The 26477-nt window shown below is 59.2% G+C and carries 18 protein-coding genes and 9 tRNA genes; 7 read left to right on the forward strand and 20 right to left on the reverse strand.

Annotation, left to right across the window (positions count from 1 at the left end; translation table 11 throughout):
• Positions 1-67: 67 nt before the first annotated feature.
• Both ABIQ96_RS20015 and ABIQ96_RS20020 read right to left on the reverse strand, forming a co-directional pair.
• Positions 68-1204: an SGNH/GDSL hydrolase family protein gene (locus tag ABIQ96_RS20015; RefSeq protein WP_348216415.1), complete on the reverse strand. Its 1137-nt coding sequence runs from the start codon at positions 1202-1204 to the stop codon at positions 68-70.
• Positions 1205-1404: 200 nt separating this feature from the next.
• Entirely contained in the window at positions 1405-7014 is a 5610-nt protein-coding gene (locus ABIQ96_RS20020; RefSeq protein ID WP_348216416.1) for a lamin tail domain-containing protein, read from the reverse strand.
• Positions 7015-7340: 326 nt separating this feature from the next.
• On the opposite strand from ABIQ96_RS20020, the gene ABIQ96_RS20025 reads away from it, so the two are divergent.
• A complete protein-coding gene (locus tag ABIQ96_RS20025) occupies positions 7341-8555 on the forward strand; it encodes a hypothetical protein (RefSeq protein ID WP_348216417.1) in 1215 nt (404 codons plus the stop codon).
• Between the two features lie 55 nt (positions 8556-8610).
• On the opposite strand, the gene ABIQ96_RS20030 is transcribed toward ABIQ96_RS20025, so the two are convergent.
• The 8 genes from ABIQ96_RS20030 to ABIQ96_RS20065 all read right to left on the reverse strand — a co-directional run bounded on the left by ABIQ96_RS20030 (position 8611) and on the right by ABIQ96_RS20065 (position 13546).
• On the reverse strand, positions 8611-10212 hold the full coding sequence (locus tag ABIQ96_RS20030; RefSeq protein ID WP_348216418.1) for a glucan biosynthesis protein: 1602 nt from the start codon (positions 10210-10212) through the stop codon (positions 8611-8613).
• A 91-nt stretch (positions 10213-10303) separates the two neighbouring features.
• Positions 10304-10888, reverse strand: coding sequence for an HNH endonuclease (locus ABIQ96_RS20035; protein ID WP_348216419.1), 585 nt, complete (start codon positions 10886-10888; stop codon positions 10304-10306).
• 82 nt (positions 10889-10970) lie between these two features.
• Positions 10971-12365 (reverse strand): RtcB family protein, encoded by a 1395-nt coding sequence (locus ABIQ96_RS20040; protein WP_348216420.1) that lies wholly within the window; start codon positions 12363-12365, stop codon positions 10971-10973.
• A gap of 278 nt (positions 12366-12643) precedes the next feature.
• Positions 12644-13096, reverse strand: coding sequence for a hypothetical protein (locus ABIQ96_RS20045; protein ID WP_348216421.1), 453 nt, complete (start codon positions 13094-13096; stop codon positions 12644-12646).
• Positions 13097-13129: 33 nt separating this feature from the next.
• Positions 13130-13204 (reverse strand) — tRNA-Lys (locus ABIQ96_RS20050).
• Between the two features lie 6 nt (positions 13205-13210).
• A tRNA-Leu gene (locus ABIQ96_RS20055) sits at positions 13211-13287 on the reverse strand.
• Positions 13288-13394: 107 nt separating this feature from the next.
• Positions 13395-13466, reverse strand: a tRNA-Leu gene (locus tag ABIQ96_RS20060).
• 5 nt (positions 13467-13471) lie between these two features.
• Positions 13472-13546: transfer RNA gene (locus tag ABIQ96_RS20065), tRNA-Leu, on the reverse strand.
• A 409-nt stretch (positions 13547-13955) separates the two neighbouring features.
• Between ABIQ96_RS20065 and ABIQ96_RS20070 the strand changes: the two genes are divergently transcribed.
• The gene (locus ABIQ96_RS20070; RefSeq protein ID WP_348216422.1) at positions 13956-14105 is read left to right on the forward strand and encodes a hypothetical protein; all 150 of its coding nucleotides are present in this window, start codon (positions 13956-13958) and stop codon (positions 14103-14105) included.
• A gap of 587 nt (positions 14106-14692) precedes the next feature.
• On the opposite strand, the gene ABIQ96_RS20075 is transcribed toward ABIQ96_RS20070, so the two are convergent.
• The 6 genes from ABIQ96_RS20075 to ABIQ96_RS20100 all read right to left on the reverse strand — a co-directional run bounded on the left by ABIQ96_RS20075 (position 14693) and on the right by ABIQ96_RS20100 (position 16181).
• Positions 14693-14767: transfer RNA gene (locus tag ABIQ96_RS20075), tRNA-Phe, on the reverse strand.
• An 84-nt stretch (positions 14768-14851) separates the two neighbouring features.
• Positions 14852-14939: transfer RNA gene (locus tag ABIQ96_RS20080), tRNA-Ser, on the reverse strand.
• 87 nt (positions 14940-15026) lie between these two features.
• Positions 15027-15102, reverse strand: a tRNA-Arg gene (locus ABIQ96_RS20085).
• A 134-nt stretch (positions 15103-15236) separates the two neighbouring features.
• Positions 15237-15311, reverse strand: a tRNA-Met gene (locus ABIQ96_RS20090).
• A 107-nt stretch (positions 15312-15418) separates the two neighbouring features.
• Positions 15419-15492, reverse strand: a tRNA-Gly gene (locus ABIQ96_RS20095).
• Positions 15493-16013: 521 nt separating this feature from the next.
• The gene (locus ABIQ96_RS20100) at positions 16014-16181 is read right to left on the reverse strand and encodes a hypothetical protein (protein WP_348216423.1); all 168 of its coding nucleotides are present in this window, start codon (positions 16179-16181) and stop codon (positions 16014-16016) included.
• Positions 16182-16574: 393 nt separating this feature from the next.
• On the opposite strand from ABIQ96_RS20100, the gene ileS reads away from it, so the two are divergent.
• From ileS to ABIQ96_RS20125, 5 genes are all read left to right on the forward strand, one after another.
• On the forward strand, positions 16575-19286 hold the full coding sequence (gene ileS, locus ABIQ96_RS20105; protein ID WP_348216424.1) for an isoleucine--tRNA ligase: 2712 nt from the start codon (positions 16575-16577) through the stop codon (positions 19284-19286).
• A gap of 23 nt (positions 19287-19309) precedes the next feature.
• Positions 19310-19897 (forward strand): signal peptidase II, encoded by a 588-nt coding sequence (locus ABIQ96_RS20110; protein ID WP_348216425.1) that lies wholly within the window; start codon positions 19310-19312, stop codon positions 19895-19897.
• 193 nt (positions 19898-20090) lie between these two features.
• Complete coding sequence (gene nrdR, locus ABIQ96_RS20115) at positions 20091-20582, forward strand: transcriptional regulator NrdR (protein WP_348216426.1); 492 nt, start codon at positions 20091-20093, stop codon at positions 20580-20582.
• Between the two features lie 72 nt (positions 20583-20654).
• Positions 20655-21227 (forward strand): hypothetical protein, encoded by a 573-nt coding sequence (locus ABIQ96_RS20120; protein WP_348216427.1) that lies wholly within the window; start codon positions 20655-20657, stop codon positions 21225-21227.
• A 99-nt stretch (positions 21228-21326) separates the two neighbouring features.
• The gene (locus ABIQ96_RS20125; RefSeq protein WP_348216428.1) at positions 21327-22862 is read left to right on the forward strand and encodes a leucine-rich repeat protein; all 1536 of its coding nucleotides are present in this window, start codon (positions 21327-21329) and stop codon (positions 22860-22862) included.
• 173 nt (positions 22863-23035) lie between these two features.
• On the opposite strand, the gene ABIQ96_RS20130 is transcribed toward ABIQ96_RS20125, so the two are convergent.
• The 4 genes from ABIQ96_RS20130 to ABIQ96_RS20145 are packed head-to-tail and all read right to left on the reverse strand — an operon-like array spanning position 23036 to position 26292.
• The gene (locus tag ABIQ96_RS20130) at positions 23036-23947 is read right to left on the reverse strand and encodes an alpha/beta hydrolase (protein WP_348216429.1); all 912 of its coding nucleotides are present in this window, start codon (positions 23945-23947) and stop codon (positions 23036-23038) included.
• An 18-nt stretch (positions 23948-23965) separates the two neighbouring features.
• The gene (locus tag ABIQ96_RS20135) at positions 23966-24382 is read right to left on the reverse strand and encodes a biopolymer transporter ExbD (RefSeq protein ID WP_348216430.1); all 417 of its coding nucleotides are present in this window, start codon (positions 24380-24382) and stop codon (positions 23966-23968) included.
• Between the two features lie 6 nt (positions 24383-24388).
• The gene (locus tag ABIQ96_RS20140; protein ID WP_348216431.1) at positions 24389-25063 is read right to left on the reverse strand and encodes a MotA/TolQ/ExbB proton channel family protein; all 675 of its coding nucleotides are present in this window, start codon (positions 25061-25063) and stop codon (positions 24389-24391) included.
• Between the two features lie 8 nt (positions 25064-25071).
• On the reverse strand, positions 25072-26292 hold the full coding sequence (locus ABIQ96_RS20145) for a hypothetical protein (protein WP_348216432.1): 1221 nt from the start codon (positions 26290-26292) through the stop codon (positions 25072-25074).
• Positions 26293-26477 lie beyond the last annotated feature (185 nt).

Below are 26477 nucleotides of genomic sequence, written 5' to 3' on the forward strand. Positions count from 1 at the left end.
GTCGAAGAGCCACCGCTTCGACACATGCTTGTCGTTCTTGTCGCGCAGCTCGCATTTGAGAGTGCCTTCAGCGGGATGCCTTGCCCAACAGTCGGTCAAGGTGAGGGATCGCTGCCTGATAAATGGATTGGTGGCCGGCGGCGGTGGGGTGTTGGCCGTCGGCAGTTTCGAATTTGATCGTCTCGAGATCGATCAGATAAGTTTGGCGATCCTTGCTAGATTCGAGATAGGTGTTCACCGCGGCGGTGACTTCGTTGCGGGCTTTTCCGGAAACGGGAATCATGACGAAAATCCGGGTGTCGGCGCTGGTGCGCTGGCGGAGCTTGTCGAGGGCGGCGATGACCGTTTCCGCTTTTGGTGCGCCGTTTTCACCGAGGTTGAGGAGAATGACATCGGGGCACGGCTGGAGTTTTCCGTCGGTGAGGCGGGAAGTGGTGCTGGTGAGTTGATCGACCAGATCGGCGACCTGGGGATTGTTTCCTCCACCGCCGGACCAGGCGTAGCCACCGAAAGCGAGGCGGGATTCGCGGTAGTTGTAGTGCTTGGCCAGGAGATAACCATAACTGGCGCGTGCGTCATCGGAGGCTGCCCAGCGATCGTCAGGGGGACGGCCTTGATTGGCGGTGTAAACGGCGGCATCACCGGAGAGGATGGAATCGCCGAGATTCAGCCAGAGGGGAGCGGCAGGCGGGGCGACGATGCGGCACTTTGGATCAACGGTGAAGCCAGTTAGGGTGACGGCATTGGCAGGGACATCGCCGTTGAAACGGTCCTCGAAGGGGGAGAGTCCCTTGATGAAAAGGTCGATGACTGGGTTGGCGACGGTTTCAGAGAGAATGATGGATGTTTCACCGGCGGCGAGCTGGTGGGTTTGAACCGGGCCTTTGTTGACGCTCCATGCGAGGATGGGAAAGCGGTCCGGCGAGGGATACTTGAGACGGGCGGTGTCGAGATTGAGGACGACGCGTTTGGTTTCCATGAAGGCGAGTCTGATAGATGCGCCGCAGACGGGGGAATGGACGGCGTTCGCAGTGCGAATCCAGTTGAGCGGGGAAAGTCCGGCGAGAATCTTGGCATCATTGGCGGGAATCATGCGGGTGGTCGATGGACTTGAAGTGCCGGCGTCGTTCGGAGCTTTGGTATCGGCGGCGATGCCGAGCATCGGAAGGAGGCACAAAACGAAACTGACGAGGAAAGTGGGCACGCCTCCGACACTGGCAAAAGGCTTCCGGAAAGCACGCGGAATCGTGATGGCCAGACACTACGTGTTTATGGCAACGGCTTTTCCCACAGATAAATACAGCGCTCTGAAACGTCTTTGCCCGTTTCATCCAGAAGCTTTCAGATCATGCGCAGGACCGGAAGCGGCAGCTTTCCATCGTCATCACATCCTACGAATCAAGCTCACTTCGCCACCTTCAAGCGCATGAATTCACGCGGGTTGGCCGATTGGAGAGAAGCGGAGCGCCACGTATAGGTGGAAGTGCCGTCGGCGTTGTGTGTCTCGCCCAGATAGATCACGTCGCTTGGCGAGTTTGCCCAGGTCGCGAGATTCGTGGTGCGTTGCACGGTGTAGGTGATGTCGTCCGCGGCGAGATTGCGGTTATAACGGAAAGTTAGGAAACCTGCCTCGCTGGTGAATGTCGGGAGTGTGGCCGGGTTGGTGCCGGCGAGTGCGTATTGAAGGAGATTCACGATGCCGTCGCCATTGTCATCGCCGAGCGCGTTGCCGCTGAAAGTCGTGCTGTCACTGGTGCCTGGATTGCCATTGAGAGCGACACTGGCGCGCCAGTTCACCGGTTTTGAATGGTCGGGATTTGCGGCGGGATTAATCAGCACGAGGCTGAAGCCGTCACCGTCTGCCGAGTCAGGCCATGGTGCCTTTTCCTCGTAGGAAAAATCGCGGATGGGCTGGCCCTGCGCGTTAAGGAGGATGATATGGTCGCCGTTGTTCGAAAGATAGGTTGTTGGCTGATAGGCTCCGAGGATGTTGAAGCCGCTGCCATAGCGTAAGGTGAACGCGGCTTGGTTGCCGACGACGAGGGCGCGGGCACCTGGCGATAGAACGACGCTTGGCAACGGCGACGAGAGGCCTGCGGTGAACTGGCAGTTGGCGAGCGAGATGGTGGCGGTGGGGCTGATGTTTTGCAGTTCCACGTATTCGAACAAATCAGGATCCGTATAACCGGCGGAAAGTTCGGCGGCGCTCGGTGGTCCGGGATGATACATGATTTCGGAGATGACGAGATTCGTCGAATCCGCCGGAACAATGGTGCCGTTGCCGGTGATCGTGACCGAGCTGGTGCCGATCTGAACGCCTTGGGAATTGTAGGCATTGATGGTGATTGGATTCGGACCTTGGGCGATGGTCACATTCGTCTGCCAGGTCGTGCTGCTGAGCCATGTCACGTTGAGCGGCAGACTGGAGCCTGCCAGCCGCATTTGCGCGACATCCACCCAGGCATCACCCGCAATCGGGACCGTAGGACCCGGCGCGGTGCCGCTGGGTGTGGTGATGGCAAAAGGAACCGACGGGATCGCGGTGTTGAGCTTGCCGAGTGCGTAGGTGCGGCGCGCATCCACATAGCTCATGTATTGCGTGAGGTCCTCGGGAACGAAGTTGCTGTAGTGCTCTGCCCAACCTGTGAGATAGGCGGTGGAGAAACTCGTCTGGCAGATGTCATAGACATGCGCCCAATACATGCGGAGGTTCGCCGTATTGGACACGAGTTTCACGAGATCGCCGTTAGGAAACATCGTGGAAGTCGTGCCGTTGCTGAAACTGTAATCCATGTCGTAAGGCATGAAAATCCAGCGAGAGTCCGAGGGTCTCCGGAACGTGTAGAAATTGTGCGTTGATCCTGTGCCGTAGTTGTCGGCGACTCCGAAGAGTGTCTCGATGGCGAAGCTGCGCAGCCACTCGCTCACGTCGATCATCGCGTTGGTATCGGTGTAATATTGCGCGTCTGGCGTGGAGGACCGGCCGAATGCAGTTAGGAAGGTGGTGAGACCGCTGTAGTCGTCGGCATCCTCGTGATTGGAGATGAGCCAATGCCAGCGATACGCCTCCTTGTCCGATCCGAGACTTGTTAGCGGAACTGACGTGACGTTGTCGGGTTCAGGATACTTGAGATTCTGGGGATTCCCGCGCGGGCCGTTTACACCGGTCGTCGTCGTCGGGTAATAGATGAGTTCGTATTTGAAGAGGTTGCCGTCGCCTCCATTGGCATAGGCGCTGTCGAGATACTCGCCGGTGACGATCCGTTGGCGTCCGAAAATTGCGGAGCCGGTCTGCGCGCTTTGTGGCGCGATGACCCGGCAGAGATCGTCCTCGCTGCCGGGGATGCCGCCGGCGTGGGTGATCGCGCGCTTGATCATGATTTCGTTGCCCGAGCCGCCGCGATCAATGACGCAGGAATCGACGGCACCGAGAAGCAGGTGGTCGGTAGGGAAGCGCAGATTGAAGCTCACGCGCGCCGGCTGATTGCGGCCGCGCTCGCTGCCGTGGAGGTGGGTGCCGCAATCATAATACGCCTCGCTCTCGTTCCAGATCACGGTGCAGCCCATGGTGTCATTGTTCATCACATTGGTGGGCGTGTGCAGGATGGTGGTGTCCGCGGCGGTCATCACGATGCGGATGTTGTTAGGCTTCACGCTATTGACCGTGAGGCGGGCCTGGCCGTCGTCCCAAGGAATGATCGCCCGCGAATTTACCCCGAGCGCGGGAGCCGTGCCGGTCACACCGAGGCTGTCGGCGGCTTGCACGTAGAACTGCACTTTCGCGCCAGCGGCTTGTCCGGGGATGGCTGCCGTGTAGCGGCCTGAGCCTTGGGTGGTCATCGCGGTGTTGGTAAACGAACCACCATTCACCGCATAGAAAAGTGTCACCGCTCCGAGATTATCCGGATCGCCTGCCGTCACACTAACGGTTGCGGCTTGGTTGGCAGCGGGTACGACGGGCGAGTGGCTGAGGCCGCTGAAGGTTGGGCCGAGATTGGTAATGCGCGCGGTATTGGCAGCACCGGGAGTGCCTCCGCCAGCAGCCACGGGCAGCACGGAGGTGCGTGCGATACGGTCGAAATAGAGGCGTGTATTGAGCAATGGCGAGCCGCTTACCCAGCGGGCGCGGAAACTCACGGTGTAGGTGAGATTGTTATTGATCGTGTGCTCAGCCCCCGAGGATTGAAGCATCGTCTCGCAGTGGTTGTGCATGTGTTCGCTTGCCCCGGTGGCATCCACACGCAACACGTTGCCGGAACCAAAGGGATCGCTCACCACGCTGGCGCGGCTGTGGGTGCCGAGGCAGCGCCAGCCCGTCGTGTTGGAATTGAAGCCGCCATTGAGAATGAGCTGGGTGCTTCCCTGCGTGACGCTGATGTCGTCGATCATCATCGAGCCCGTGTCCAGCAGGCCGAAGATGAACTCGTTCCAAGTCGTCGGGTCGTTGCCATTCGCAGGAGCGGCGGTGGTTTGAAACGTGTAGGTCTGCCAAGAACCGCGATATGCCTCGTTGCTCGCCGCCCAAGCCTCGGGACGGGTGTTGTCCGCACGCGGATCGCGCAATTCCAGCGAGGACCCGCCACCGCCGGCTGCGGCTGGCCATGGCGCGCTGTTGCCTAACGAAGTCTCATTCACCGGATTGCCGAGGGCGTCGGCGATTTGCAGAAGCTCGCCACCATGTTTGATCTTGCTGCTGAAATTCCCGATGATTTTCCCCGCGACGCCAGGCCATTTCGCCTGAAGCGCGGTGGCATTATTAGATACGACGAGGTAATCCCCGGCCGCAATAGTCGTGCCGGTGGGGAAGCTGTAACTGATGCCTGCGGAGAAAGTCCAACCCGTGAGCACAACTGGCGATGCGCTGCGGTTGTGGAGTTCCACCCATTGCTCTGGATCTGCCGCGAAGGGCGATTGCGTCAACGGACGCTGCTCATACATCACTTCATTGATGACGATGCTGTTATTGAAAACGAAGGTATTTGCCGTGCCGAATGTTGCGCTGCTGGGAAACAGCCATCTGCCCGGATACTGGGTGGAAAGCCCGCGCAGCTTGCCCGTCACCTTGCGGCCATCCAGCACCTCGATGCCGCCCGCTTTGATGAGGAAGAGCTTGTCGTCCTTTACCGGGGTGAAAGCGAGTTGCGCCGCTGTGACGGTTAGATAGCCGCCTGCGGCGAGCGTGTCGGTGAGCGAGTAGCTTGCGCCGGTGGAACTGCGGATGCTGTAGCCTGCGAGATTCAGCGTGCTCGCGCCGAGGTTGGCGAGTTCCAGCTTGAAGCCTGCGCCGCCCGCGCTGATTTCGTTGAAGACAAGTCCCGCGACTGTATCTGCCGGGGAGGGTTCGGTTTCACTCAGTGTGAGCTGCGCACCGAAGACCATGTCCGGATCACTCGCGAAAGTCGCCACCTGCACCGCGATGACGTTGTTGCCCTTCACCAGTGCCGAGTTGGGAATTGCAATGTCCGTGGAAATGTTAGCAGCCGCCGTACCCGAGGTCGGCGGATTGTTCTGTGTGTAAACCTGCGTGCCGTTCAGCCACACCGTGCAACCGTCTTCTGCTAGAAGCTTCAAAGTCAGGGCGGTGCGGGAGGGGGTGCCGGTGAAACTGAACGTCCGGCGGAAGGCATACGTGGTCGCTGTGGGTAAAACGGTGTGGAGCGCGCCCGCGCTTGAGACATTCAGCGGTGTGGCCGCACCACTTGTCAAATTACCGATCTGTGCACCGGTTAGCGCTTTCGACCAGATCGCCACATCGTCGAGTTTTCCCGTCCAGAATTCCTGAGCCTGCTCACCACCGAAATAGAGCGGCTGCGGGTGGTTCTGCCCCTGCGTGATCGTGTGGGTGCCGGCCACCACGCCGTTGCGGTAGTAGGTCAGCGTCGCGCCGGTTTTCACCATCGCGTGGTGTATCCAGCCGCTGTTCGCAGCGATGTCCGCGTAATTGAGGTCATCACCCACTCCGCCGCGGTGGAACTCAAAGCTCGTCGGCGTGAATTTGATGAACTCGCGTGGAGTCCAGTCGGTGCTGGCGACGGGCGAGTAGCGGTTGCCGATGATGACATTGGAACCCGGCTGTTGGGTGGAGTTCGCCCAGAATGACCAGCTGAAATCATTGGTCAGTGTCATCTGCGGGATGATGTCGCTACCCGCACTCACACGCTGCCCGTCCGCGCTGAATTGGATCACATTTCCCCGCGATCCATCGCTCACGATCGTCGGCAAGCCCGCCACACCCGCCGCCGCTCCGCCCGGTGCCAGATTTGCGGTGGTGCCGCCACTGATGGAATCCAGCGGCCAATAGCCCGCCAGTCCGTCGGTCCCGCCACCCAGCGTGGGCGTGCCGGTGTAAAACAAGGATGCGCCCGAGCCCCAGGCGCTGTCGTCGAATGCAGGCTGCTGCCAACCCGCTGGCGGAGTGCCGGTGAAATATTTCCACGTCGAGTCCAGATCCGAAGCCGTCGTCACCGTTGCTGCCTGACCGACCACCGCGAAATTCGATCGACCCGGAGTGCCGCCCGTGTCCGCGCTGGCCGCCCAGCCCGAGGCATTCGGGTCAGCGATCTCGCTGTTGCGGCGGGCCAGAGTTGCCCCCGAGCCATCCGCGGCGTTCGGCCAGTCGCCGCCGTCGCTATAGGTAATACTGTCCATTACCCGCGCGTCGTGATTCAGCAGTTCGATCGTCTCGGCGCTGTTGTTAAGAGCCCCGGTCCAAGGCCCGAGCGCGCCGAGCCCGTTCAGCGAGAACGCGTTCGGAGTCGCGGCGATCACGACAAACCCATGCCCTGGGATTTTAGCCCCTTCGGAAAACGTGTAGTCCACCGCATTGGCCAGCTTCCATCCCGAGAGATCGATATCCACCCCTGTCAGGCTATGTAGCTCGATCCACTCCGTATCGCCCGTCAGCGGGTGGTAGTGGATTTCATTGATGATGACGGCAGCGTCGTTCCCCCGGGCGAGCAGGGAAAGCCCGACAAGGGCGAGCGTGGTGGGGATGAGACGGAGCAAAAAATGCATGGGCGCGGCGTTAAGAGCGGATCATTCACGAACTACATGCCCCACTCCTTTCATAGATCAAGCCGACCACCAGAAACGTGTAGGTAGCCCAACGTCCCACCACCCCGCATCTATCCTCCCGCATCCGAGCAATTCGGTCGCCATTTCCATCTCGTCATGCGCCTGTCTTGGGGCTGTCACCACAAATGATTTTCGGAAAGCACGCGGATTGGTGATGGACTCTGGAAATGTCGCCTCGGCCGCGATTTTCCTTGAAGGGCTTGGGCGTGGCTAGCAGCTTGTTAGTTGAAACAAACCGTCTGTATTCATCCTCAATTTCGTCAAAAATGAACTCCTCCGGCTGGTCTTTCCGCCCCCGCACCTTCGCCATTTTTTTCACCGGACTCGCTGCCGGTTGCCTCGTGGGTTGGTCGATCTCACGTTATGCCGGAAATGAGGCAGCCGCGGCTTCAGAGGATGGCAATGGCTCGCCGAATCATGGTGGCGAGATGAGAGATCGAAGGAGACCGGAGCCGCGTGGAGTTGAGCGGACCGCCGGATCCAGCCCCGTGTCGGCTGCGGAGTCGAAGGCCTTCGCGGATTCCGTCCGCTCCATCTTTCGTGAAACGGTGGAGGAACGCCGCATGGCGATGTTCCAAAGCCTGTTGGAGCGGACGGGCCCCGAGCATTACGCGGTGGTGGTTTCGCTGATCCGGGAAAACGATCTGAAGGGCAGTGGCAGCGCCGGCGAGTGGTCCAAGTTATGGGCTAGCTGGGGCACGCGTGATCCCATCGGCGCGATGGAATACATCAGGACTCAAAACTGGAGTGGATGGAGCGACCAAGCGCCGCTCGAAGCCAAGAACCGCACGCTCACCTTTTGGGCGCAGACCGATCCCGAGTCCGCCCGCCGCTTCGTCGAGGAGAGCAGCGAAATTGCCAGCGGAGACCGGTCGTTCGTCTCCGGACTGGTGCGCGGGTGGTCAAACGTCGATCCTGCCGGTGCCGCGCAATGGCTTTTCAAGAGCGGCCTGGGAATGAGGGACGAATACGGAGCCGTGGTGGAAGCGATCAGCCGCAAGGGCGGCCCGGAAGCCCTCGACGCATGGTTTTCCGGGATCAATCAAGCCGGGGCTCCGGCGAAGGACATCAGCGGCTTCGCGCAGATCATCGTCCAGAACAAGCAGGCCTATCAGCCGGAAAAGGCCGCCGCGTGGGTCGAGCAGCACCTTGGCGAGCCATGGGTGGCGGAGAGCGAAATCGTCAGGAGCACCGCACATTTCTTCGCCTCGCAAGATCCGGCGAACGCCATGGCATGGGCCCAGAGAACCGGCTTGGAGAGCGCCTCCACCATGGCCATGTCCACTTGGTGCCAGCGGGATCTCCCGGCTGCGAGCCAATGGCTGAAGGAGAATGAATCGAGTCCTTCCTACTCGACGGCCGCCTCGGTCCTCGGGATGTATCTGCAGCGTAATGATCCCGCGGCGGCGAAGGCCTTTGCCGAAAGCATCTCTAACGGATCGGTGCGGGAGCGGGTGCTGCGACAGATCCAGGGGAATTGAGAAGGACGCGGAAAGCGGTGCTGCTTGTTATGGCCGGCGTGCGCAGGGCGGGCTTTCACGGAGCCGGCTTTTTCCACAGATAAACCCAGCGTTCGGAAACGCATTTGCCGTTTTCATCCAGAAGCTCGCAGGTCATGTCCATGTCGCCCAGATCTTTAGGCGGTTCGCAGACGAAGAACGCGCGCAGCACTTGCGGCATGTGGAGTTTGTCGCTGCGGCCGAGGCCGGCGGGGAGGTCGTCCACGTTCGGCATGCTGATGTCTGATAGACCGACGTGGATGAGTTTCACCGATTGTTGGTTGATGGTGACGACCGGCTTCAGTTTGGAAATGTCATCCCATTTCGGATCGCCCACCTTGAGTTGCGGTGTGAGCGGCTTCGCGAAATCGATGGTCATCAGCACCTGATCCGGCTTCTGCACGGGAGTCCCGGAGCGAGTGGCACGGACGGAGAAAATCCCCGAAGGCGCGGGATCGCGCATCCAGCGCAGGCGGTAGTGAAATTGATAGGGTTTGCCGACTTCCAGTGCCGGGGTCGGCTCCCACAGCAGGATCACGTTGTCATCGGTCTCGTCTCGGGTCGGCATTTCGATGAGATGCAGTTTGCCATAATCAAATCCCTCCACCGGCTCGACGCGGACACTCGGACGATTGTGATAGAGCGCCTCCGGATCCTGATAGGAGGAGAACGACCTGTCGCGCTGGAGCAGCGCCCAAGACCGCGGTTTTTCCATGGTGAAAACACAATGCCGGAACTGGCCCTTGGTGGTTTCCAGCGGCCGGTAGTGGAGATTGCCGCTGCCGAGTTCCATCAGCAGTCCGTCGTTGTCATGCACTTCCGGGCGGAAATCCAGCGGCTTCGGATAGGTGCTCTCGCCGAACCAGAACATCGTCGAAAACGGAGCCAGCCCAAGCTGTTGGACCGGTTTGCGCAAGGTGATTTCCGCAGTGATGTCCATGACTGTTTCCGGGCCGGGAGTGATTTCAAACTGATAGGCTCCGGCCACGCTATCGCCGGTGAGTAGCGCGCTCACCTTCATCGATTTCGAATCCTTCGCCGGCTCTTCCAGATAGAACTCCGAGAAATCCGGAAACTCCTCACCCACGCCCGGCAGGCCGCTGTTGATAGAAAGCCCCCGCGCGGAAAGCCCGTAAGGCGCGTTCTTTGGAATCGCCCGGAAATAACTCGCACCCATGAAGACGAGAAACTCGTCCATATAGTCCGCCGTATTCAAATGCGTCCGCGCCCGCCAACCGGCGTAGCCTTGCGGCGGCGGTGTGCCGGCGGGGATCTTGTTTTTCCCATAGTCGAAAAGCTTCAGGTTGAACTTCAGCGGTTCCGATTTTCCGCCCACCACTTCGTTCAGGGACACCATCTTCTTCGCTGTCCAACCGGGGTGAAAGAAATCGATGGAAAACGGCTCTTTCTCCTCGGCCCACAATCCGGAATCCATCTTGAAACGGATGTCGCGGTGTTGGTCGTAGGTGAGATTTTTCCAGAAATCCGCCAGCTCCTGCTTGGGTGGGGAATAGGGCTCCGCCGCGATTTTCCGGGCTTTGGCGCAAAGGGCATCGAACGAAAAATCCTCGGCCCGGACCGTCGGAACGATGCAGGCGGCGAAAGCGACGGCAGTTAAAACGTGCGAACGGCGAATCATGGATAAATCAATGACTTGCCCGAAGCGTGATGGCAACTCCCTTGAAGCAATGAAACGGGAAGCCCTTCGATGGAGAAGAACTTCCCGCTATTTAGCCCATGAGAAACCGCTGCCAGTCACCGACGTCGTGGTGATTGCGGATCAACACGGAAGCCGGCAGCGAGCGGGGGACCGCGGGGCTGCGGAGCAAACGCAGTCCGGCTTCGTGCGGTAGTCGGTCGGCCTTGCGCTCGTTCACCGCACGGTGCGAGAGCACGCAGTTTTCCCACGACGACGCGCCGCCGCGCGAACGCGGGATGACGTGGTCGATGTTGCCTTCGCCGGGCGCGAGTTTCCTGCCGGTGTATTGGCACACGCCGCCATCGCGCTCCCAGATGCCGCGCGAGCCGAAACGCGGACGACAAATGGGAACCTTGGCATACCTGGCAGCGACGATCACCGTCGGCACCCGCACCGGTCCGCGCGGAGTATTGATCGAATGATCCTCCTCGCGGACCGGCAGCTTCAACCAATCCTCCCACGGTACGGGCACGATGTGATCGTCGCCCCGCACATCGAGTCCGGTGGCCGCGCCGGTGGCCATCATGCAGAAGGCGTCCGCAGGCGTCTTGGTGTGGATCGCCTGCCAGTTGCGGTTCAATAACAGGACAGTGGTCTTATGGAGGATATCTTTCATGGTATGGGATAGGAGATTATGGATAGGAGATCGGGGATGAAGAGGAATTCATTCCATCTCCGATCCCTGATCTCCTATCTCTTCAGTCTTCGGCTCTCTCGCCGGGTGGACACATTTTCACGAGTTTCGGATCAAATCGGCCGAGCACCTCGACAAGGTCGCGCTGTGCGGCCATGACGGTGTGGATGTCCTTGTAAACACCCGGCACCTCGTCGAGGCCGGCGGACATCAGATCCACCCCGCGCTCGGCCAGCAGCTTTTTAGTGCCGCTCCAGGTGAACGATTGCAGCGCTTTGGTCCGGCTCATCACGCGGCCTGCTCCGTGCGATGCGCTGTTCAGCGACTCGGGTTGCCCCTTGCCGCGGACGACGAATCCCGGCGATGCCATGGAACCGGGAATAATTCCTAACACACCCTTGCCGGCTGGCGTCGCGCCCTTGCGGTGGACGATGAGTTCGCGCTCATGGCCGTTCACGACATGGCGCTCTTTCCATGCGAAGTTGTGGTGGTTTTCGATATCGAGGATGACGCTTGCTCCGAGCTTTTTCGCGATGTGCTTGTGAATGAGCTCATGGTTTGCGGCGGCATAGCGTCCCATCAGGTTCATGGCGTTCCAGTATTCCTGCCCATCCTCCTCATCGAGCGTAAGCCATGCCAAGTGCTTGAGTTCCTTCGGCAAATTCGAACGGCGGGCCATCGCGCGTTTGCTATAGGTATCGCACACTTGCGCGCCGGTTCCACGCGATCCCGAGTGACTGAGCAACGCGAGGTATTCGCCATCGGGCAGCCCGAGCCTTTCATTGGTCACCTTGAATGCACCGAACTCGACGAAGTGATTTCCACTGCCGCTGGTCCCGAGTTGCGACCACGCCTTGTCACGAAGATGCCGGGTCACGGGTGAAACCGTCCAGTCGTCGTCCATCACATCGTGGTCGCGCCGATCCTTGAAGCTGCATCCGATCCCGAAACGTGTCTCGCTTTCGATGATGTTTGCCAAACGGTCGCGCTGACCAGCGATGATGTTAGCCTTGCGATCATAAACCGTGAGCTTCATGCGACAGGCGATATCAACGCCGACGGCATAAGGAATCACGGCATTTTCGGTGGCAAGAACGCCACCGATCGGCAGGCCGTATCCCGGATGGGCGTCCGGCATCAGCGCACCCGCCACGGCGACGGGCAACGCACAGGCATTCGCCATTTGCCGCACGGCATCGGCTTCGAGGTCGTCGCCCCACTGGCGCCAGGGCGCGAGTTCCGCCCGCGGCGTGAAAGCCGGACGGTAGATGGAACGCGCGAGCGGAGCACGCAGCGGGTCTGCGAAAAACGCCGAAGGATCGGCGACGATTTGGAAGATCTCCTCGCCCAGCCGCGCGCCTTCGTTTCCATCCGCGATGTAGCGTTGGATGAATTCGTGCGCGTGTTGGATCGGCTCGCCCGCAGGCACGCCGAGGAAGATCAGGTCTTTGGTTTTCATAAGATGGTTAGTTGAAAAAAGCGGATGGATGGACCGGAAGCGGTGTTTGTTTTCATTTGAAAATAATGGGGCATGTGGCGGCTTCCAACAAGGGAAGCGGGCAACTGTAATGAGACTTGCGTCCTGCGTATTTCGTTTTGCTGTTTGATCCGTTGCACCGTGCGTTTTGATGTTCGGCATCGGCGTCGGAGGTAGCGTTTTCAGCGCTAAACGTTTGGTTTACGTTTGGGGTTCAGTCACTCGTTCTTCGCGGCTATCACACCGCCACATACCCGGATTTATGCCGTCAGACCGACGGATTGCGAATGGTTGAACTCGTCAAGCTCGTCCTGGAGCGAGGAAATCTCGGCTTCCAGTTCGGCTGCGAGCGAATCCACCGCGGACTTTTTCAACTGCGCGACGTACTCGACCTCGGCGGCCGAAAGTGAGAATCCACTTCCTTCCTTGAAAACACCTTGGCGGGTATCGAGGGACTTGATCAAGGCGACCAGACCCTTCAATTCCGCAAGGCGGAAGATGCGCGGATAGAGCGCGACGTTCGCCACGGCGATCGCAGATTTCACCGATACAAGTTCATCGACTTTCGCGCGAAGCGCGGCGAGCACTTCATGCGCATCGTAGTCGAAGGGGACGGTCGTAGTCCGCGAGTTTTGCTTGGCGAGGCGGTCCTTGAGATTGGCCACTTCGCCGGCGAGTTGGTTTTTGAGTTTGAGTGCTTTCGTCAGTTTCATGATGTGTTAGTTGGTTGGTGGTTTCAGGTGAAATGGTGAACCCGCAGGGATGTGCGCCCTGCTCGTCCGGTTAAAAGCCGGATGCTTCGCTGCCTAAGCTTCGGGTCCGAAGAATGGTGATCACGGATGGATTTGAACCAGCACTTGCGGCGTTCTCGACGCCGTGCCTCTGCCAATTGGGCTACGTGACCTTGGGAAAATGGCGGAACGCGGAGGACATGCTCCCCATCCCGCGTGATGCGGGACGATTTCTTTAGCAAAGAACCCCGGCGCGCTGGTCCGGTTCGCGTTCCATGAATACTCCCGGCCGGATTTGCACCGACACTGGGCGGAGTTTAAATCCGCTGCCTCTGCGTTGGGCTACGGGAGCAAAAATGGTCCCGGCGGCAGGACTTGCACCTGCACTGGACGAGGTCTGAGCTCGTTGCCTCTGCATTGGGCTACGCCGGGGGAAATGATGGAGGTTGATTCGGAAGCTGGTCCGGATGCGCCGCATGGACGCAGCCGGATCAACCTCCGGGAAATTCTGATAGGCGTTCGCGATCTCGCGGCGGTGCACCCTTTCGAGCAGGCGATACCTCCTGTTATTCCAATACCAGCTTTGGCGACGGCCCTTGAGCCATCCGTAGCGTCGCCAGCCTTGCCGTGATTCCAGCCACTCCTCGATTTCTGCCAGACGGCTTTCGATGGATGGGTCGATCTCGCGGCGTTGCTCGATCCAGTTGCGGGCGATCTTGAGCCGGTAGAGCGAGTCATCGATGAAGATCCAATAGGGCTGCCAATGGCGGTTCCTTCCCAATCGAAGCTCGTAACGAAAGTAGCGAAACCACGATTGAGGGTATTTCTTGTGGCCCCATTCATGGATTGGAATCGGGCGCAGCGGTTGCTGGATTTCCACCAGCTTCCTGGAGCGTCCGCTGCGGCGGCGGAAATCACGGCCGTGATGGACCACGGATTGGCCGATGACCTTGAGGATCTCCTCCAGAACGGAGTGGTCCAAGCGGGATAGGGCACGTTCCGTCATCACATGAGAGCGCCGCCATCCCTGCTGGATGGGAGGATCGAGTTTTGTGATGGTATAGCGGCTTTTCTGAAGGGAATCGTGTTCCCGGATGATCGCGATCAGCTCGCGATCCGAATAGCTTTTTTGATTTAACATAATGAGGTGTGTGGGTTGGAAATGGCGGCCCCGGACGGATTTGCACCGCCAACCTGCCGATTCAAAGTCGGCTGCTCTGCTGATTGAGCTACGGGGCTAACAAAAAATGGACGCGCACCCCGGACTCGCACCGGGTGAATCGGTTTTGCAGACCGACGGCTCGACTCTTCGCCCTTTGCGCGGAATGAAAACTGGGTTGATCAACCGGACTTGCACCGGCACTGCCGCCTTCACAGGGCGGGATGCTACTCTTACAACATGGTCAACATTGGAAAATGGTGCTTCCATAAGGGGCATGGACGTCTCGCCCATGCTTGGGGACGAGACGTCCCCACCCCTTATCTGGCAAAATGGCACTCCATGCCGGTGCTGCCCCGGCTTCTGCGGCGTGAAAGGCCGCTATGCTAGCTGATACATCAATGGAGCTTTATGGAAAATGGCGGCTGCGTCCGGCATCGCACCGGACTCTCCTCGTCTTCAGCGAGGCGCTAATCTATCTCAGCTACACAGCCTGAAATGGTCCCTCCGCGCGGTTGCGCGCCGCGGTCTATCGGTTATCGGCCGATTGCTCTGCTATTGAGCTACGGAGGAATGGGTGGCGGAGCGCCAGGGACTCGAACCCCGGACACCATGAATGGTGCGACTGTTTTCAAGACAGCGTCCTCGACCGGCCGGACGCGCTCCTTGGGTAAAATGGCTCCCCGACGTGGGACTTGCACCACGACGACCCGTTTAACAGACGGGCATGCTGCTTTGACATCATCGGAGAAATGGTGCTTCCGGCAGGAATTGCACCTGCGTAAATCCACTTAGAAGGCGGATGCCTGATCTGTTCGGCCACGGAAGCTGGAAATAAATGGTCGCGCGCCCCGGTGCCGCCCCGGGTGTCTCCTCGTCCCAAGCGAGGCGGATTGCTGTCTTCCTCGCGCGCGATCTCTGAAAAGTGGCTGGTGCGAGACGCACCAGCCACGCTGATAAAAATGGTTGCGGAGGCCGGATTCGAACCGGCGGTACGCGGCGTATGAAACCGCTGCCTTACCACTTGGCTACTCCGCTGTTGTTGGGGAAAAATGGCACGGCGTCCCGGTGCTGCCCCGGATTTGCAAGGTTTTGGAGACCTCGCCGCGCAGGCTGGCGCCCGCCGTGTGTGATAATTTGAAAAATGGTGCGGCCAGCCGGAATTGCACCGGCATTCCCTGGTTGGAAGTCAGGAATCCTGCTGTTGGACGATGACCGCATTGTGAAAATAAAAAACAAACACCGCTGCCAGTCCGGTGATGGACTCGCACCCGCAGGAAAATTTCTCGGCGGATCTTTCGGTGTTTCAGGCACACCTCCCGTGGCACGAACTATCTATAATAGAGTCATGCCGAAGCCTCTGGTTTGTATATCTTCCAGGGCGGGGAATCGGGACAATACAGGTCCTCCGGCGAGTCATGATTTCATGACTCGCTTGACAGTGGATTCGCGAGCGGCGACCGTCATTGCGGTTGATCACTCACAGTCCGTCTCTCTCGGGGACCTGCTGGATTGTCGGCCGATTCCGCCCCGTCGTCAGTTGCTGCTGACGGCGGGGTTTTTTACGCCCGGTGGTTTGTTATTCGTAAATCATGTGAATGGAATGGTTTGGTTTGAATGATGGACCCATCGCTGGAACCCTTGAAATCATAGGGAAAAATCAGGAAAACAAAAACCCCGCCGGCTACTGGAGCGGGCGGGGTTCTCGACGAAAATCGATGATCTGAATCAGATCGTGAACTACCTGCCTGCCTCCTTGGTAAGGGAATTGTCCGAAAAGCCTAACTTGAGTCTGCCGGTCCCGGAATCGAAACTGTATCGGCTCTCCTCAATGCACACGAACATGCCCATGACCGGCGACCACTGGGTCGGCTGCGGATGGATGGGGTGGAGTGTGGTTGATTGCATGACTTGCTGAAGGTTCAAAAGGAGTAGGCGGAAGATATACAATGGTCAATAGAATAATTGGAGTTTTTGATATGTTTTTCAATCGGTGATGGATTCTCCGATTTGAATCCACTGGATCTATCAACACACTGCTAGAATTGGAAGCGTTCCCACGGCGGTGCCGATCAACCGATCCATCCTCCCGGAGCGCGGCACGCTCTGCCGCCGCCAACGGCGGATGGAAGCTCTGCTCCGTGGGGCGCGGAGCTCTTCCTCTTTTCGTCCGCCGAACGAAGCTCCGCACCGCATCCGGCAGGGCCGGAGCCGCCACGGGCGCGAGCAAATCATCGCGCACTCCGGCCGTTTCCCGTGGTTGACCCGGTGGGGGGGCATTGCTAGCTTCCGCCCCCCGTCATGAGCGCCGCCCCGAATTACAAAGACACCCTGACCCTTCCGCAAACGACTTTTCCGATGCGCGGAGATCTGGTGCAGAACGAACCCGCCCGTTTGGAGAAGTGGGAAAATGAAGGACTTTACCAGAAAATCCTCGCCCGCCGCCGCGCTCAAAATGCTCCGGAATTTATTCTCCATGACGGCCCGCCGTTCGCCAATGGCGACGTCCACATGGGCACCGCGCTGAACAAGCTGCTCAAGGATCTCGTCGTGAAATCGAAGACGATGGCTGGTTTCACCGCGCCATTTGTCCCCGGCTGGGACTGCCACGGCCTGCCGATCGAGTTCAAGGTCGTCAAGGAAGCTGCCGGGCTGGAGCCTGCGGAAATCCGCCGCCGCTGCACCGAGTTCGCCTCGAAATTCATCGACATCCAGCGCGCCTCCTTCCGCCGGCTTGGGGTTTTCGGCGATTGGAAAAATCCCTATCTCACGATGAACCCCGCCTATGAAGCCAGCATCCTGCGCGTCTTTGCGAAGCTGGTGGAGAACGGTAATATCTATCAGGCGAAAAAGCCGGTGCAGTGGTCCTATGGCGCGCAAACCGCCCTCGCCGAAGCCGAAGTCGAGTATCAGGACAAGGAAAGTCCGGCGATTTTCGTGAAGTTCCCGCTCGTTTCCGGAGAATTCGCGGGCAAGGCGAGCATGGTCATCTGGACGACGACGCCATGGACGCTCCCTGCCAACCTCGGCATCGCCGTGCATCCCGAGTTCACCTATGTGGTCGGAAATTTCGTCAAGGACGACGTGGTGGAAACCTTTGTCATCGTGCGGGAACTCATCGGCGCGTTCACCGAAAAAACCGGCTACGCGCTGGCGGAGACCCTTCAGGAAAGCAAAGGCAAGGAATTCGAAGGCTTCGAAGCCGGACATCCGTTCCTCGACCGCACGTCGAAGCTCATTCTCGCAAACTTTGTCACCACTGAGACCGGCACCGGTGCGGTTCACATCGCCCCCGGCCATGGCGCGGACGACTACGTGGCGGGTCAGCAAAACGGCTTGGCTGTTCTATCACCTGTCGATAACGAGGGCAAATTCACCGAAGAAGCCGGACTTGAGGAGCTTGTCGGCATGCATGTTTTCAAGTCGAACGCCCGCATCATCGAGATCCTCACCGAGAGCGGGAATCTGCTAGGCCAGGAAGTTTACAAGCACTCCTATCCGCATTGCTGGCGCTCGAAAACTCCGATCATCTTCCGCGCCGTCGAGCAGTTTTTCATCTCGCTCGAAACGCTTCGTGGCCAGGCACTCACTGAGATCGACAAGGTCGAGTGGTTGCCGGCTTGGGGCCGCAACCGCATTTACGGCACCGTCGAGTCGCGTCCGGATTGGTGTATCTCCCGCCAACGCACGTGGGGCGTGCCGCTGCCGGTTTTCTTCGATGAAAACGGCGAGACCATCATCTCCGCCGGGCTGGCTAACAAAGTCGCCGACCTCGTGGAAAAGGAAGGCACGAACGTCTGGTTTGAAAAATCCGACGCCGAACTCGCCGCTTTGTTAGAGCTGCCCGCCGGCGTGAAGAAATGCCGCGACACTCTCGATGTGTGGATCGATTCCGGCTGCTCGCATGCCGCCGTGCTCGACGCGCATCCGGAACTGAGCTGCCCGGCCGATCTCTATCTGGAAGCCACCGACCAACACCGCGGCTGGTTCCAGAGTTCGCTCATGCTGAGCACTGGCTATCGTGGTTTCGCGCCTTACAAAACCGTGATGACCCACGGCTTCGTCGTCGATAAGGACAAGAAAAAGATTTCCAAGTCCGATGCCGCGAAGTCGGGCAAACCAACGGACGCCGCGCACTTTTACAACCAATACGGTGCCGACATCGTCCGGCTCTGGGTTTCCTCCGTGGACTGGCAAAACGAAGTGCCGTTCGGTGAAGATCTCTTCAAGCAAGTCGCCGAGCCTTACCGCCGCTTGCGCAACACTCTGCGCATTCTGCTAGGAAATCTCGATGGCTACAAGCCAGTGGCCGCGCCCGAATACACGTTGCTCGATCGCTGGATCCTGGAGCGCCTTCACGAGGTGGTCGCCGAGTGCCGCAAGGCCTACGACGCCTACGAATTCCGGAAGGTCTTCAATTCGCTCAACCAATTCTGCACCGCCGATTTGTCCGCGATCTACATCGATGCGACGAAGGACCGCATGTATTGCGACGCGCCGGATTCCCCACGCCGCCTTGCTTCGCAAGCGGCGATGCACGAAATTTTCATCAGCATCGCCACCTTGCTGGCTCCGATCCTCGCCTACACCGCGGACGAAGCTTGGGAGCACGCTCCGTTCACTGAAGGAACCGTTCATGAACAGGATTTCCCCGAGGCGAACACCGCATTCGTCCCCGGCGACGCAACCGGCAAGGCTAGCCGTCTTTTCGAAATCAAATACGCCATCCAAACTGCGATCGAAGCCTGCATCCAAGCCAAGGAATTCACCCGCAACAACGAGGCGGACGTCGCTCTAACGATTCCCGCCGCCGATGCCTCATTGCTGGAACTCCTGAACGACCGTGCCTTTTCCACGGAGTTCTTCATCATCGCCGGTCTCGCCGTCTCAGTCGGTGATGAACTCGCCGCCACCGCGCGCAAGACGGATCACTCGCTTTGCCCGCGGTGCAGAAAACACGAACCGTTGCTTGAGAGCGGACTCTGTGAGCGCTGCGATGAAGTCGTGGGATAGGACCTATAGGATTTATAAGACTTATGAGTTTCCCGAAACTTCTCCTCGTCCTCGCTTTCCCGCTTTACGTGCTCGACCAGATCACGAAGTTTTGGATCGTGGGAAAATTTCCACCGCCGTGGGCAGACCCTGAAGCGAAGCAGGAGGTTATCAGAAATTTTTTCAATTTGGTGCGGGTCCACAATCAGGGCGTTGCGTTCGGATTCGGCAATGGCACGGCTTGGGCACCGGTAGTTTTCCTGTTCGTGCCGCTGATCGCCCTCACGATGATCCGGATTTTTTGGAAGAAGGGAGTCTTCAATCACCCGCTGTCCCAGGTCGCGGTCGCGTTGCTGCTGTGCGGGATTTTTGGAAACCTAACGGATCGTCTGGTTCAGGGATTCCGGCTTGAGGAGTTCAAGACCGCCGGCTTGTGGCAGCGTCTTTCCGAGGGCTACGTCGTCGATTTCATTTCGATCAAGCTGCCTCTTTACGATAAACTGGTGCCTTCGAGCCACGGTTGGTGGCCGACGTTCAATGTGGCGGACTCCTGCATCTGCGCCGCCGCCGTGCTGTTATTTATCGGCGGCCTTCGCGACGAGCAGCTCGCGAAGAAGAAGGTCGAGGCTTGAGTTGTTTGTAGGCTTCCGGCTGGCGAGCTGTTAAGTCCCGGATTTCCAAGGGCTTTTAGTGCCCGAAATTTCAAAAATCTTCCTTTCGGGATTCCCGACCATTTGCGGTGAGCTACTAAATGTGGCGTAGATTTTGGATTGACGCTACCGGATGTATGCTTAGGATGCGCGACGTTGTTCCTCACAATTTTTCATGCGTTGCGTCCAATGCGGTTCCCTCAAAGACAAAGTCCTCGACTCTCGGTCATCGAAGGATGGCACGACGATTCGGCGGCGGAGGGAGTGCTTGAAATGCACGTACCGCTACACGACCTACGAGCAAATCGAGCGAACAGAGCTGCGGGTGGTGAAACGCGACGGAGCCCGCGAGGCGCTCAACCGGGAAAAGCTGATGAGCGGCCTGATCAAGGCCTGCGAGAAGCGCCCGGTGCCGATGGACCGTCTGGACCGTGCCGTGGAGGAGATTCTAACCGATCTGCACAAGGACCATGTCAGCGAGGTGCCATCCGCCATCATCGGCGGCAAGGTGATGGACAAGCTCCATCAGATCGATCCGGTCGCCTATGTCCGCTACGTTTCCGTCTATCGCCAGTTCGAGGACGTGAACGAGTTCATCGCGGAAATCCAATCGCTTTCCCGTCGTGCCGCGCGCGATCCTTTCCAGCGGCGCCTGTTCAAGGACTGACGGAAACCCTCTTCAACTGACTCCCCCCAGAATCCCCACCCACATTATCTTCCTCCCCGCCAAACCGACCCTGTGATCTCCCTCATCGGCAATCGACCCGCGCTTCAAATCGGCCGCTACCAAGTGATTGATTACGACACCGCGTGGCTGGATGACGCCTTGCGCCGGGCTGCGGCGGCCGCCGAGCATGAGGATTTCCCTTTCGTCGCGGACATCCGCAGCGGCATCGTCCAGTATCTGGAAACGAAGTGTTCGTTGAAGCTGCTGCACCTTGAAGATCTTTTCGACCGCATGCGGAAAATGCTGGTGAAGATCGGTTGTGAGCGGATCGCTGAAAAACTGGAGCCGCTCGCTCCTCCGGTCACGGTTTCGCTGGTGCGTGCGGCGATGGAGGCTGGCAACGGCTTCGAACTCGCGTTTTTTGAAACTCTCCGCAGCGAACTGGCCGAACTCCGCGCCGCCGGGGCTGAGGAAATCCGCTTTACGGGCCTGCGCGAAAGTTCGCTGATTCTCCGCGGCACGGCCAAATGGACCAAGCATTGCGAGAGCCTGCTTTCCGAGATCGAGGCGTTTCTCAAAGCCTGGGACCGCGACCAACCGGACGATGACCGGCAGATGCGGTTGTGCGTCGAGAGCGAAAACTGAGAGGTGTCTCCCGCGAGGATTCAGACCGAATTTCTCCGGGTTCTTCACTCCGGCCGCGACAAGCTGCTTCGAGTGATCACCGTGCAATTCATTGTCATCATGCGGAATTTGCGTAACGTGGTGGTTGAAATGAACGCGAATCCCCCTGCCATCCCTTCGTTTTTCCTCGCGCTGTGTCTGGTCAGCTCCGCCGCTGCCGATCAGTTCGGCGATTTCACCTACACCGATGATGGAACGTCGATCACCATCACGGATTATCCAGAAGCCGCGACGGGCGCGGTGGTGATTCCGGAGATGATTTCTGGCAAGCCGGTGACCGGAATCGCCGACGTTGCTTTCCTTAACTGCGGCGAGATCACCAGTGTGTCGATTCCGGCGAGCGTGAACTCGATCGCCGACCAGGCGTTTGTCAACTGCGTGAAAATGACCACCGTGAACATTCCTAACGGAGTGCCGCGGCTGGGCTACAATACGTTTGCCGCCTGCTTTGTCCTGAATGGTGTGACGATTCCTTCAAGTGTAACGGAGATCGGAGACTCCGCATTCAGTGCGTGCAAGGGACTGACGTCCATCACGATTCCTCCGACGGTCACGACCATGGGGCATTCGGTCTTCTACGTCTGCAACAGTTTGGCATCCGTCACCCTTTCTCCCAACGTCACCGACATCGGGCAGTTCCAATTCTATGCGTGTTCCGCACTGACGAGCGTGACGATTCCCGCCGCCGTGACCAGCATCGGCAACAGCGCCTTTGCTCTCAGCGGCCTAACGGAAGCGAATTTCAAAGGCAATGCTCCGCTCATGGGAACCAACGTTTTCGCGAGCACCGCCGCCGGCTTCAAGGTGAACTACTACAACGGGAAGACCGGTTTCACTTCGCCGACCTGGTCGGGTTACGACGCGGTCAACGTAGGCGATGAGCCGATTCCCGAAATCGAAGTTCGACAACCGGAGAACACCGTTCTGGCGGATGGCGTTACCGGGAAAGATTTCGGCAGCGTGGCGATCGGCGGCACGGTCAGCCTGGACTTCATTATTAAAAATACCGGGACCGGCGATCTCACGGATTTGACGATTTCGGTCAGCGGGGCCAACCCCGGCGACTACCAGTTAGGGTCGCTCGGAGCCACCAGCTTGCCTGCGGGTGAAACCACGTCGGTCACGATTTCGTTCCATCCGACCGCGGCCGGCACCCGCACCGCGATAATCCAGATTGGCAGCAATGACAGCGACGAAAATCCTTATGACATCGGCGTTACCGGCGTCGGGCTTCGTGTTCCCGAGATCGTCGTTCAGCAGCCCAAAGGGAGCGGCCTGGCGGATGGCAAGGCGAAGATGAGTTTCGGCACGGCGGCCGTTGGCGAAAAAGGAACTTCGAAGAAATTCATCATCAAGAATACCGGAAAGGGAAAACTCACCGGTCTGGCCATCACCAAAAACGGATCCAATGCGGGGGATTTCATCGTGACGCAACCGGCCAAGGCATCCATTTCCACCGATGGCAGCACGACGTTCACGGTGACATTCAAGCCGACCGCCAAAGGCAACCGCAACGCGGCGATCCACATCGGGAGCAACGACGCGAGCGAAAACCCGTTCGACATCAAGCTCGCCGGAATGGGGGCGGCCCGATGACCGGCGTGCGAAATTTTTCGCGCGGGTGGGTCTGGAGAATTTTCGCCGCTGTAAGGAGGCGCCACACTTCTGTGGCGCTGGCGAATGCGGAGTCTTTGGAGCGCGCGAAGCTCTTCGCAAAGGCATCCCATTCGCATCCACGACAAAAGTGTCGTGGCTCCTTAGGATCGACCTCACTTCCCCGCCGGGAATCTAACTGCCAGCCACTGTTCCAGCAGCAATGGCCACGCCGCGAGGTTGCCTTTGCCTTTCAGCCCGTAACCGTGGCCGCCGGTTTCGAACAGGTGCAGTGAAACGGGTACATTGTTGGCCTTGCACGCTACCGCGAATTCGAGGCTGTTGCGGCAGTCGATCGGATCGTCCGAAGTGCTGACCAGAAACACGGGCGGCGTGTCCTTGGTCACCGCCTTCTGGGTGGAATACTTTTCCACTGCTTCAGGCGACGGATTATCGCCTAACAAATTTTTGCGTGATCCCGTGTGGGCCAGCGGCGGGCTCATCGAGATCACCGGATAGAGCAGGATTGCAAAGTCGGGGCGGCAATTTTCCTTGTCGATGGCGTCCTTGCCCTCTTCGGGAAACGTGTCCGCGAAACGGGTGGCGCACAGACTTGCAAGATGGCCTCCGGCGGATGATCCCATCACTCCGACTTTCTTCGGATCGATTCCCCATTCACTCGCTTTGGCGCGGGCGGTGCGGATCGCCCGGCGCGCGTCGAGGAACGGGACGGGGAACTGATAGCCTGAAGCGGGATTTCCGCTGACACGGTATTTCACCACGATGCCAGCGATTCCCCGCTCGTTCAGCCACTTGGCGTAATCTCGGCCTTCGTGATCGGCGGCGAGGATGCCGTAGCCGCCGCCGGGAAAGATCAAGGCTGCGGCTCCGGTGGCTTTTTCCTTCTCGGGGAAATAAGCTTCATACTGCGGAATCTCGATGTCGCTCATGCGGCCTCCGTCGCCGGTTTTTTCCGATCCGGCAGCGAGTGGCTTCGCACCCGGGGCTTCGCTTGGCCACAGGTTGACCCACTCGCCGGAAGCCAGCGGGGTGAGAAGGGCGACGATGAGGAAGGCGATTCGTTGCATGGTTTTTGTTAGGTCGGGTTATTTCTTCAGCTTGATGCGCGCCGGGACATCCTTGATCGGGATGCCGGCCTTGGTGAGCGAATCCCAGATTTTCAACAGCCGGTCGAGAGGGATGTTGCCATCGGCCTCGAGTTCGAGTTTGCGGCCGGGGTTCGCTTTCTGATAGGCGGCAAGGTAGGATTCCAGCAGGCCGTCCGGAACCACCAGTGAGTCCAGCGTGACATTGCCCAGCGGATCCACGGCGATCGTCGAGCGCACGTCGGCGACGGTGTCGGAAGGGATCTCGCGCACGGTCGGCAGCTCGATGCGCAGGACATCGCGCGGCTTCTTGAATGCCGTGGAAACGATGAAGAATACCAGCAGCACGAAGAGAATGTCGATCATCGGAATGACCGCGATCTGGCTGCGTGTGGTTTTGGGACGGTGGAAACGCATGGCGGGTCAGGCGTTGGAACCGGGCTTCTCGCAGATCGAGGTGAGGTGGGAGAGCAGCGATTCCAACCGGGCGGTGAGCATTTCAATGCGGCGGGTGAAATAGCCGTGAGCGATGACGCAGGGAACCGCGATCGCCAGGCCGACGATGGTGGTGGTGAGCGCTTCGGCGATCCCGCGGGCGATGGCGAGGTGGTCCGAGTTGTCGCCGAGGCCCTGGAAAATCCTAACAAGTCCGGACGCCGTTCCGAGAAGGCCTAGCAGAGGGGCGATGGTGATGACGGTGTCGAGCACGCCGATGCCGGCGTGGAGATGGACGGTTTCCTCGCGCGCGGCGGACTCGACGGCGTGGGTGATTTCGCTCCGCGACTTGCCGCTGTGTTTGATGGCGACGGCGGACATCCGGGCGAGCACGCTGTTTCCTTCGTTGAACTCCTTGAGGACGGCATCCGTTTTGTCCGCCACGAGGCGTTGTTGGAACTGTTCCACTTCGCGGGCCAGCTTCGAGGGGACGACGCGGCTGCGGGAAAGCGAAAGGATTTTGTAAAGGATGGCCATCACGCCGGCGACCGAAGTGAGGGCGAGCGGAATCATGAAAACGCCGCCGCGCTGGAGGAATTCCCATGCGGTTTGGAAACCGTTGGATGGTGCGGCAGCGAGAATGTGGGCGAGGTGTCCGGACATGTTGTGTGTTAGAAGAGGAAGTTGAAAACCAGTTCGAGAGGTTGTTTGGAAAACTCCTGTTTGAGAGAGGCTGGCATCGGTGGAATTGCCGCGTCGCGAATGGAGTTGAGGGTGAAACCTTTTTGGACCTCGCCGGTTTCCATCTGGCCGACGAACTGCACGGTGCGGACCTTGCCGCTGGTTTCAACATAGAACCTAACGGTCAGGTAGCCGGGTGTGATGAAATCGCGGTGTCTGACGCAGTTCCGCTGCCACTCGAGTTCCACCGCGCGGCTGATTTCCGCCTGATAGCGGCCCAGCGGGGTATCCGCGACGTTCAATGCGCTGCGGCCCGTGCGGGAAATCGAGCCGACGATGGCAGCCTTGCGCTGATAGCCCGCGAAGGCCGGGTCGTTGATCGGCTTCGGTGCCGGGGGCTTGGGTAGATCTGCTGCCTTGGTAGGGCTGCCTCCGTCTTTCTTGTTCTTCGGAGGAGTGGGTTTGATCTCGTTGGTGGCGGCCGTTTCCTCGGGCACGGAAACGTCCACCGGATTCGGGCCATCCAGCAATTTCTCGGCAACCGGAGGGGTGGAGGTCGTTTCGTCATTTCCCGGATTTGGGACCTTTTCGCCCGCCGGGGCTTGGTTGGCGACGGCCGGGTCGGAAGGCGGCATCGCCGGTGCCGGGTCCGAATTTGCGGCTGGCGGGGTGGTCCGGGCGCTTTCGCTGGCGAGTTTTCCGTCGCGGTAGGTGCTTTCGGTGGTTTCCAAATCATCCTCATTCCTCGGCTCGATCCCGGCCTGCGACGGCAGGGGAGGAGCGGTTGCATCGGGCGCGCGATCGCTCGTCCCCTGGGTATTGCGCTCGCCGATGAAGGCGGCGCTCTCCGGTGGCGGTGCGCTTTGATCGTCGGACGTCCTTGCGAACCGCTGCTTTGCCGTTTCCTCAGGTGGCGGTGGTGCCGCTACGGCTTTTTCCGCCGAAGTGGCGGGCAATTCCGGGAAAATCGTCATGATGGTTTCCGCGGCGGCGGCTGCGGGAGGCGGCGGATCCTTGCGGAGGGAACGCGTTTTGATTGCTGCGAATCCCGCCAGTCCGAGGATTGCGACGTTTGCCACCAGCGACAGTCCGAGGGCAATCGCCCACAGGCGACCGTCTCCTCTTGTTCCGCTGGTTGCCGCTGCGTCCATTTCCTCTGGAGAAACCTTTGCCGGGAAATCTCCGGGGTGCAATCCGGGAAATTCGGCCATGTTCCGGTGTCCGCACTTAAGTGCAATGCCTTTAAGGATTCAACCAGCTGTCTAACAGAGCGTTTTGCACTGGTACTTTTAAAACAGATGTTTTGATTGGGTGGGTGTCTGACCCATCCATCTCCCACCTGCCGTTTTTCAGCGACTTCTCGCGACGTTTCTCCGAACTGTTGAGTGAAGCCTCT

The organism is Luteolibacter sp. (assembly GCF_039920825.1).
Classification (GTDB): domain Bacteria; phylum Verrucomicrobiota; class Verrucomicrobiia; order Verrucomicrobiales; family Akkermansiaceae; genus Luteolibacter.

Coding starts and splice junctions, on each gene's coding strand:
- nrdR (WP_348216426.1), top strand. CDS start 20,091: ATGCGTTGCGTCCAATGCGGTTCCCTCAAAGACAAAGTCCTCGACTCT.
- ABIQ96_RS20130 (WP_348216429.1), bottom strand. CDS start 23,947: ATGCAACGAATCGCCTTCCTCATCGTCGCCCTTCTCACCCCGCTGGCT.
- ABIQ96_RS20100 (WP_348216423.1), bottom strand. CDS start 16,181: ATGCAATCAACCACACTCCACCCCATCCATCCGCAGCCGACCCAGTGG.
- ABIQ96_RS20030 (WP_348216418.1), bottom strand. CDS start 10,212: ATGATTCGCCGTTCGCACGTTTTAACTGCCGTCGCTTTCGCCGCCTGC.
- ABIQ96_RS20135 (WP_348216430.1), bottom strand. CDS start 24,382: ATGCGTTTCCACCGTCCCAAAACCACACGCAGCCAGATCGCGGTCATT.
- ABIQ96_RS20140 (WP_348216431.1), bottom strand. CDS start 25,063: ATGTCCGGACACCTCGCCCACATTCTCGCTGCCGCACCATCCAACGGT.
- ABIQ96_RS20125 (WP_348216428.1), top strand. CDS start 21,327: ATGCGGAATTTGCGTAACGTGGTGGTTGAAATGAACGCGAATCCCCCT.
- ABIQ96_RS20070 (WP_348216422.1), top strand. CDS start 13,956: ATGGATTGGAATCGGGCGCAGCGGTTGCTGGATTTCCACCAGCTTCCT.
- ABIQ96_RS20025 (WP_348216417.1), top strand. CDS start 7,341: ATGAACTCCTCCGGCTGGTCTTTCCGCCCCCGCACCTTCGCCATTTTT.
- ABIQ96_RS20035 (WP_348216419.1), bottom strand. CDS start 10,888: ATGAAAGATATCCTCCATAAGACCACTGTCCTGTTATTGAACCGCAAC.
- ileS (WP_348216424.1), top strand. CDS start 16,575: ATGAGCGCCGCCCCGAATTACAAAGACACCCTGACCCTTCCGCAAACG.
- ABIQ96_RS20040 (WP_348216420.1), bottom strand. CDS start 12,365: ATGAAAACCAAAGACCTGATCTTCCTCGGCGTGCCTGCGGGCGAGCCG.
- ABIQ96_RS20045 (WP_348216421.1), bottom strand. CDS start 13,096: ATGAAACTGACGAAAGCACTCAAACTCAAAAACCAACTCGCCGGCGAA.
- ABIQ96_RS20145 (WP_348216432.1), bottom strand. CDS start 26,292: ATGGCCGAATTTCCCGGATTGCACCCCGGAGATTTCCCGGCAAAGGTT.
- ABIQ96_RS20020 (WP_348216416.1), bottom strand. CDS start 7,014: ATGCATTTTTTGCTCCGTCTCATCCCCACCACGCTCGCCCTTGTCGGG.
- ABIQ96_RS20110 (WP_348216425.1), top strand. CDS start 19,310: ATGAGTTTCCCGAAACTTCTCCTCGTCCTCGCTTTCCCGCTTTACGTG.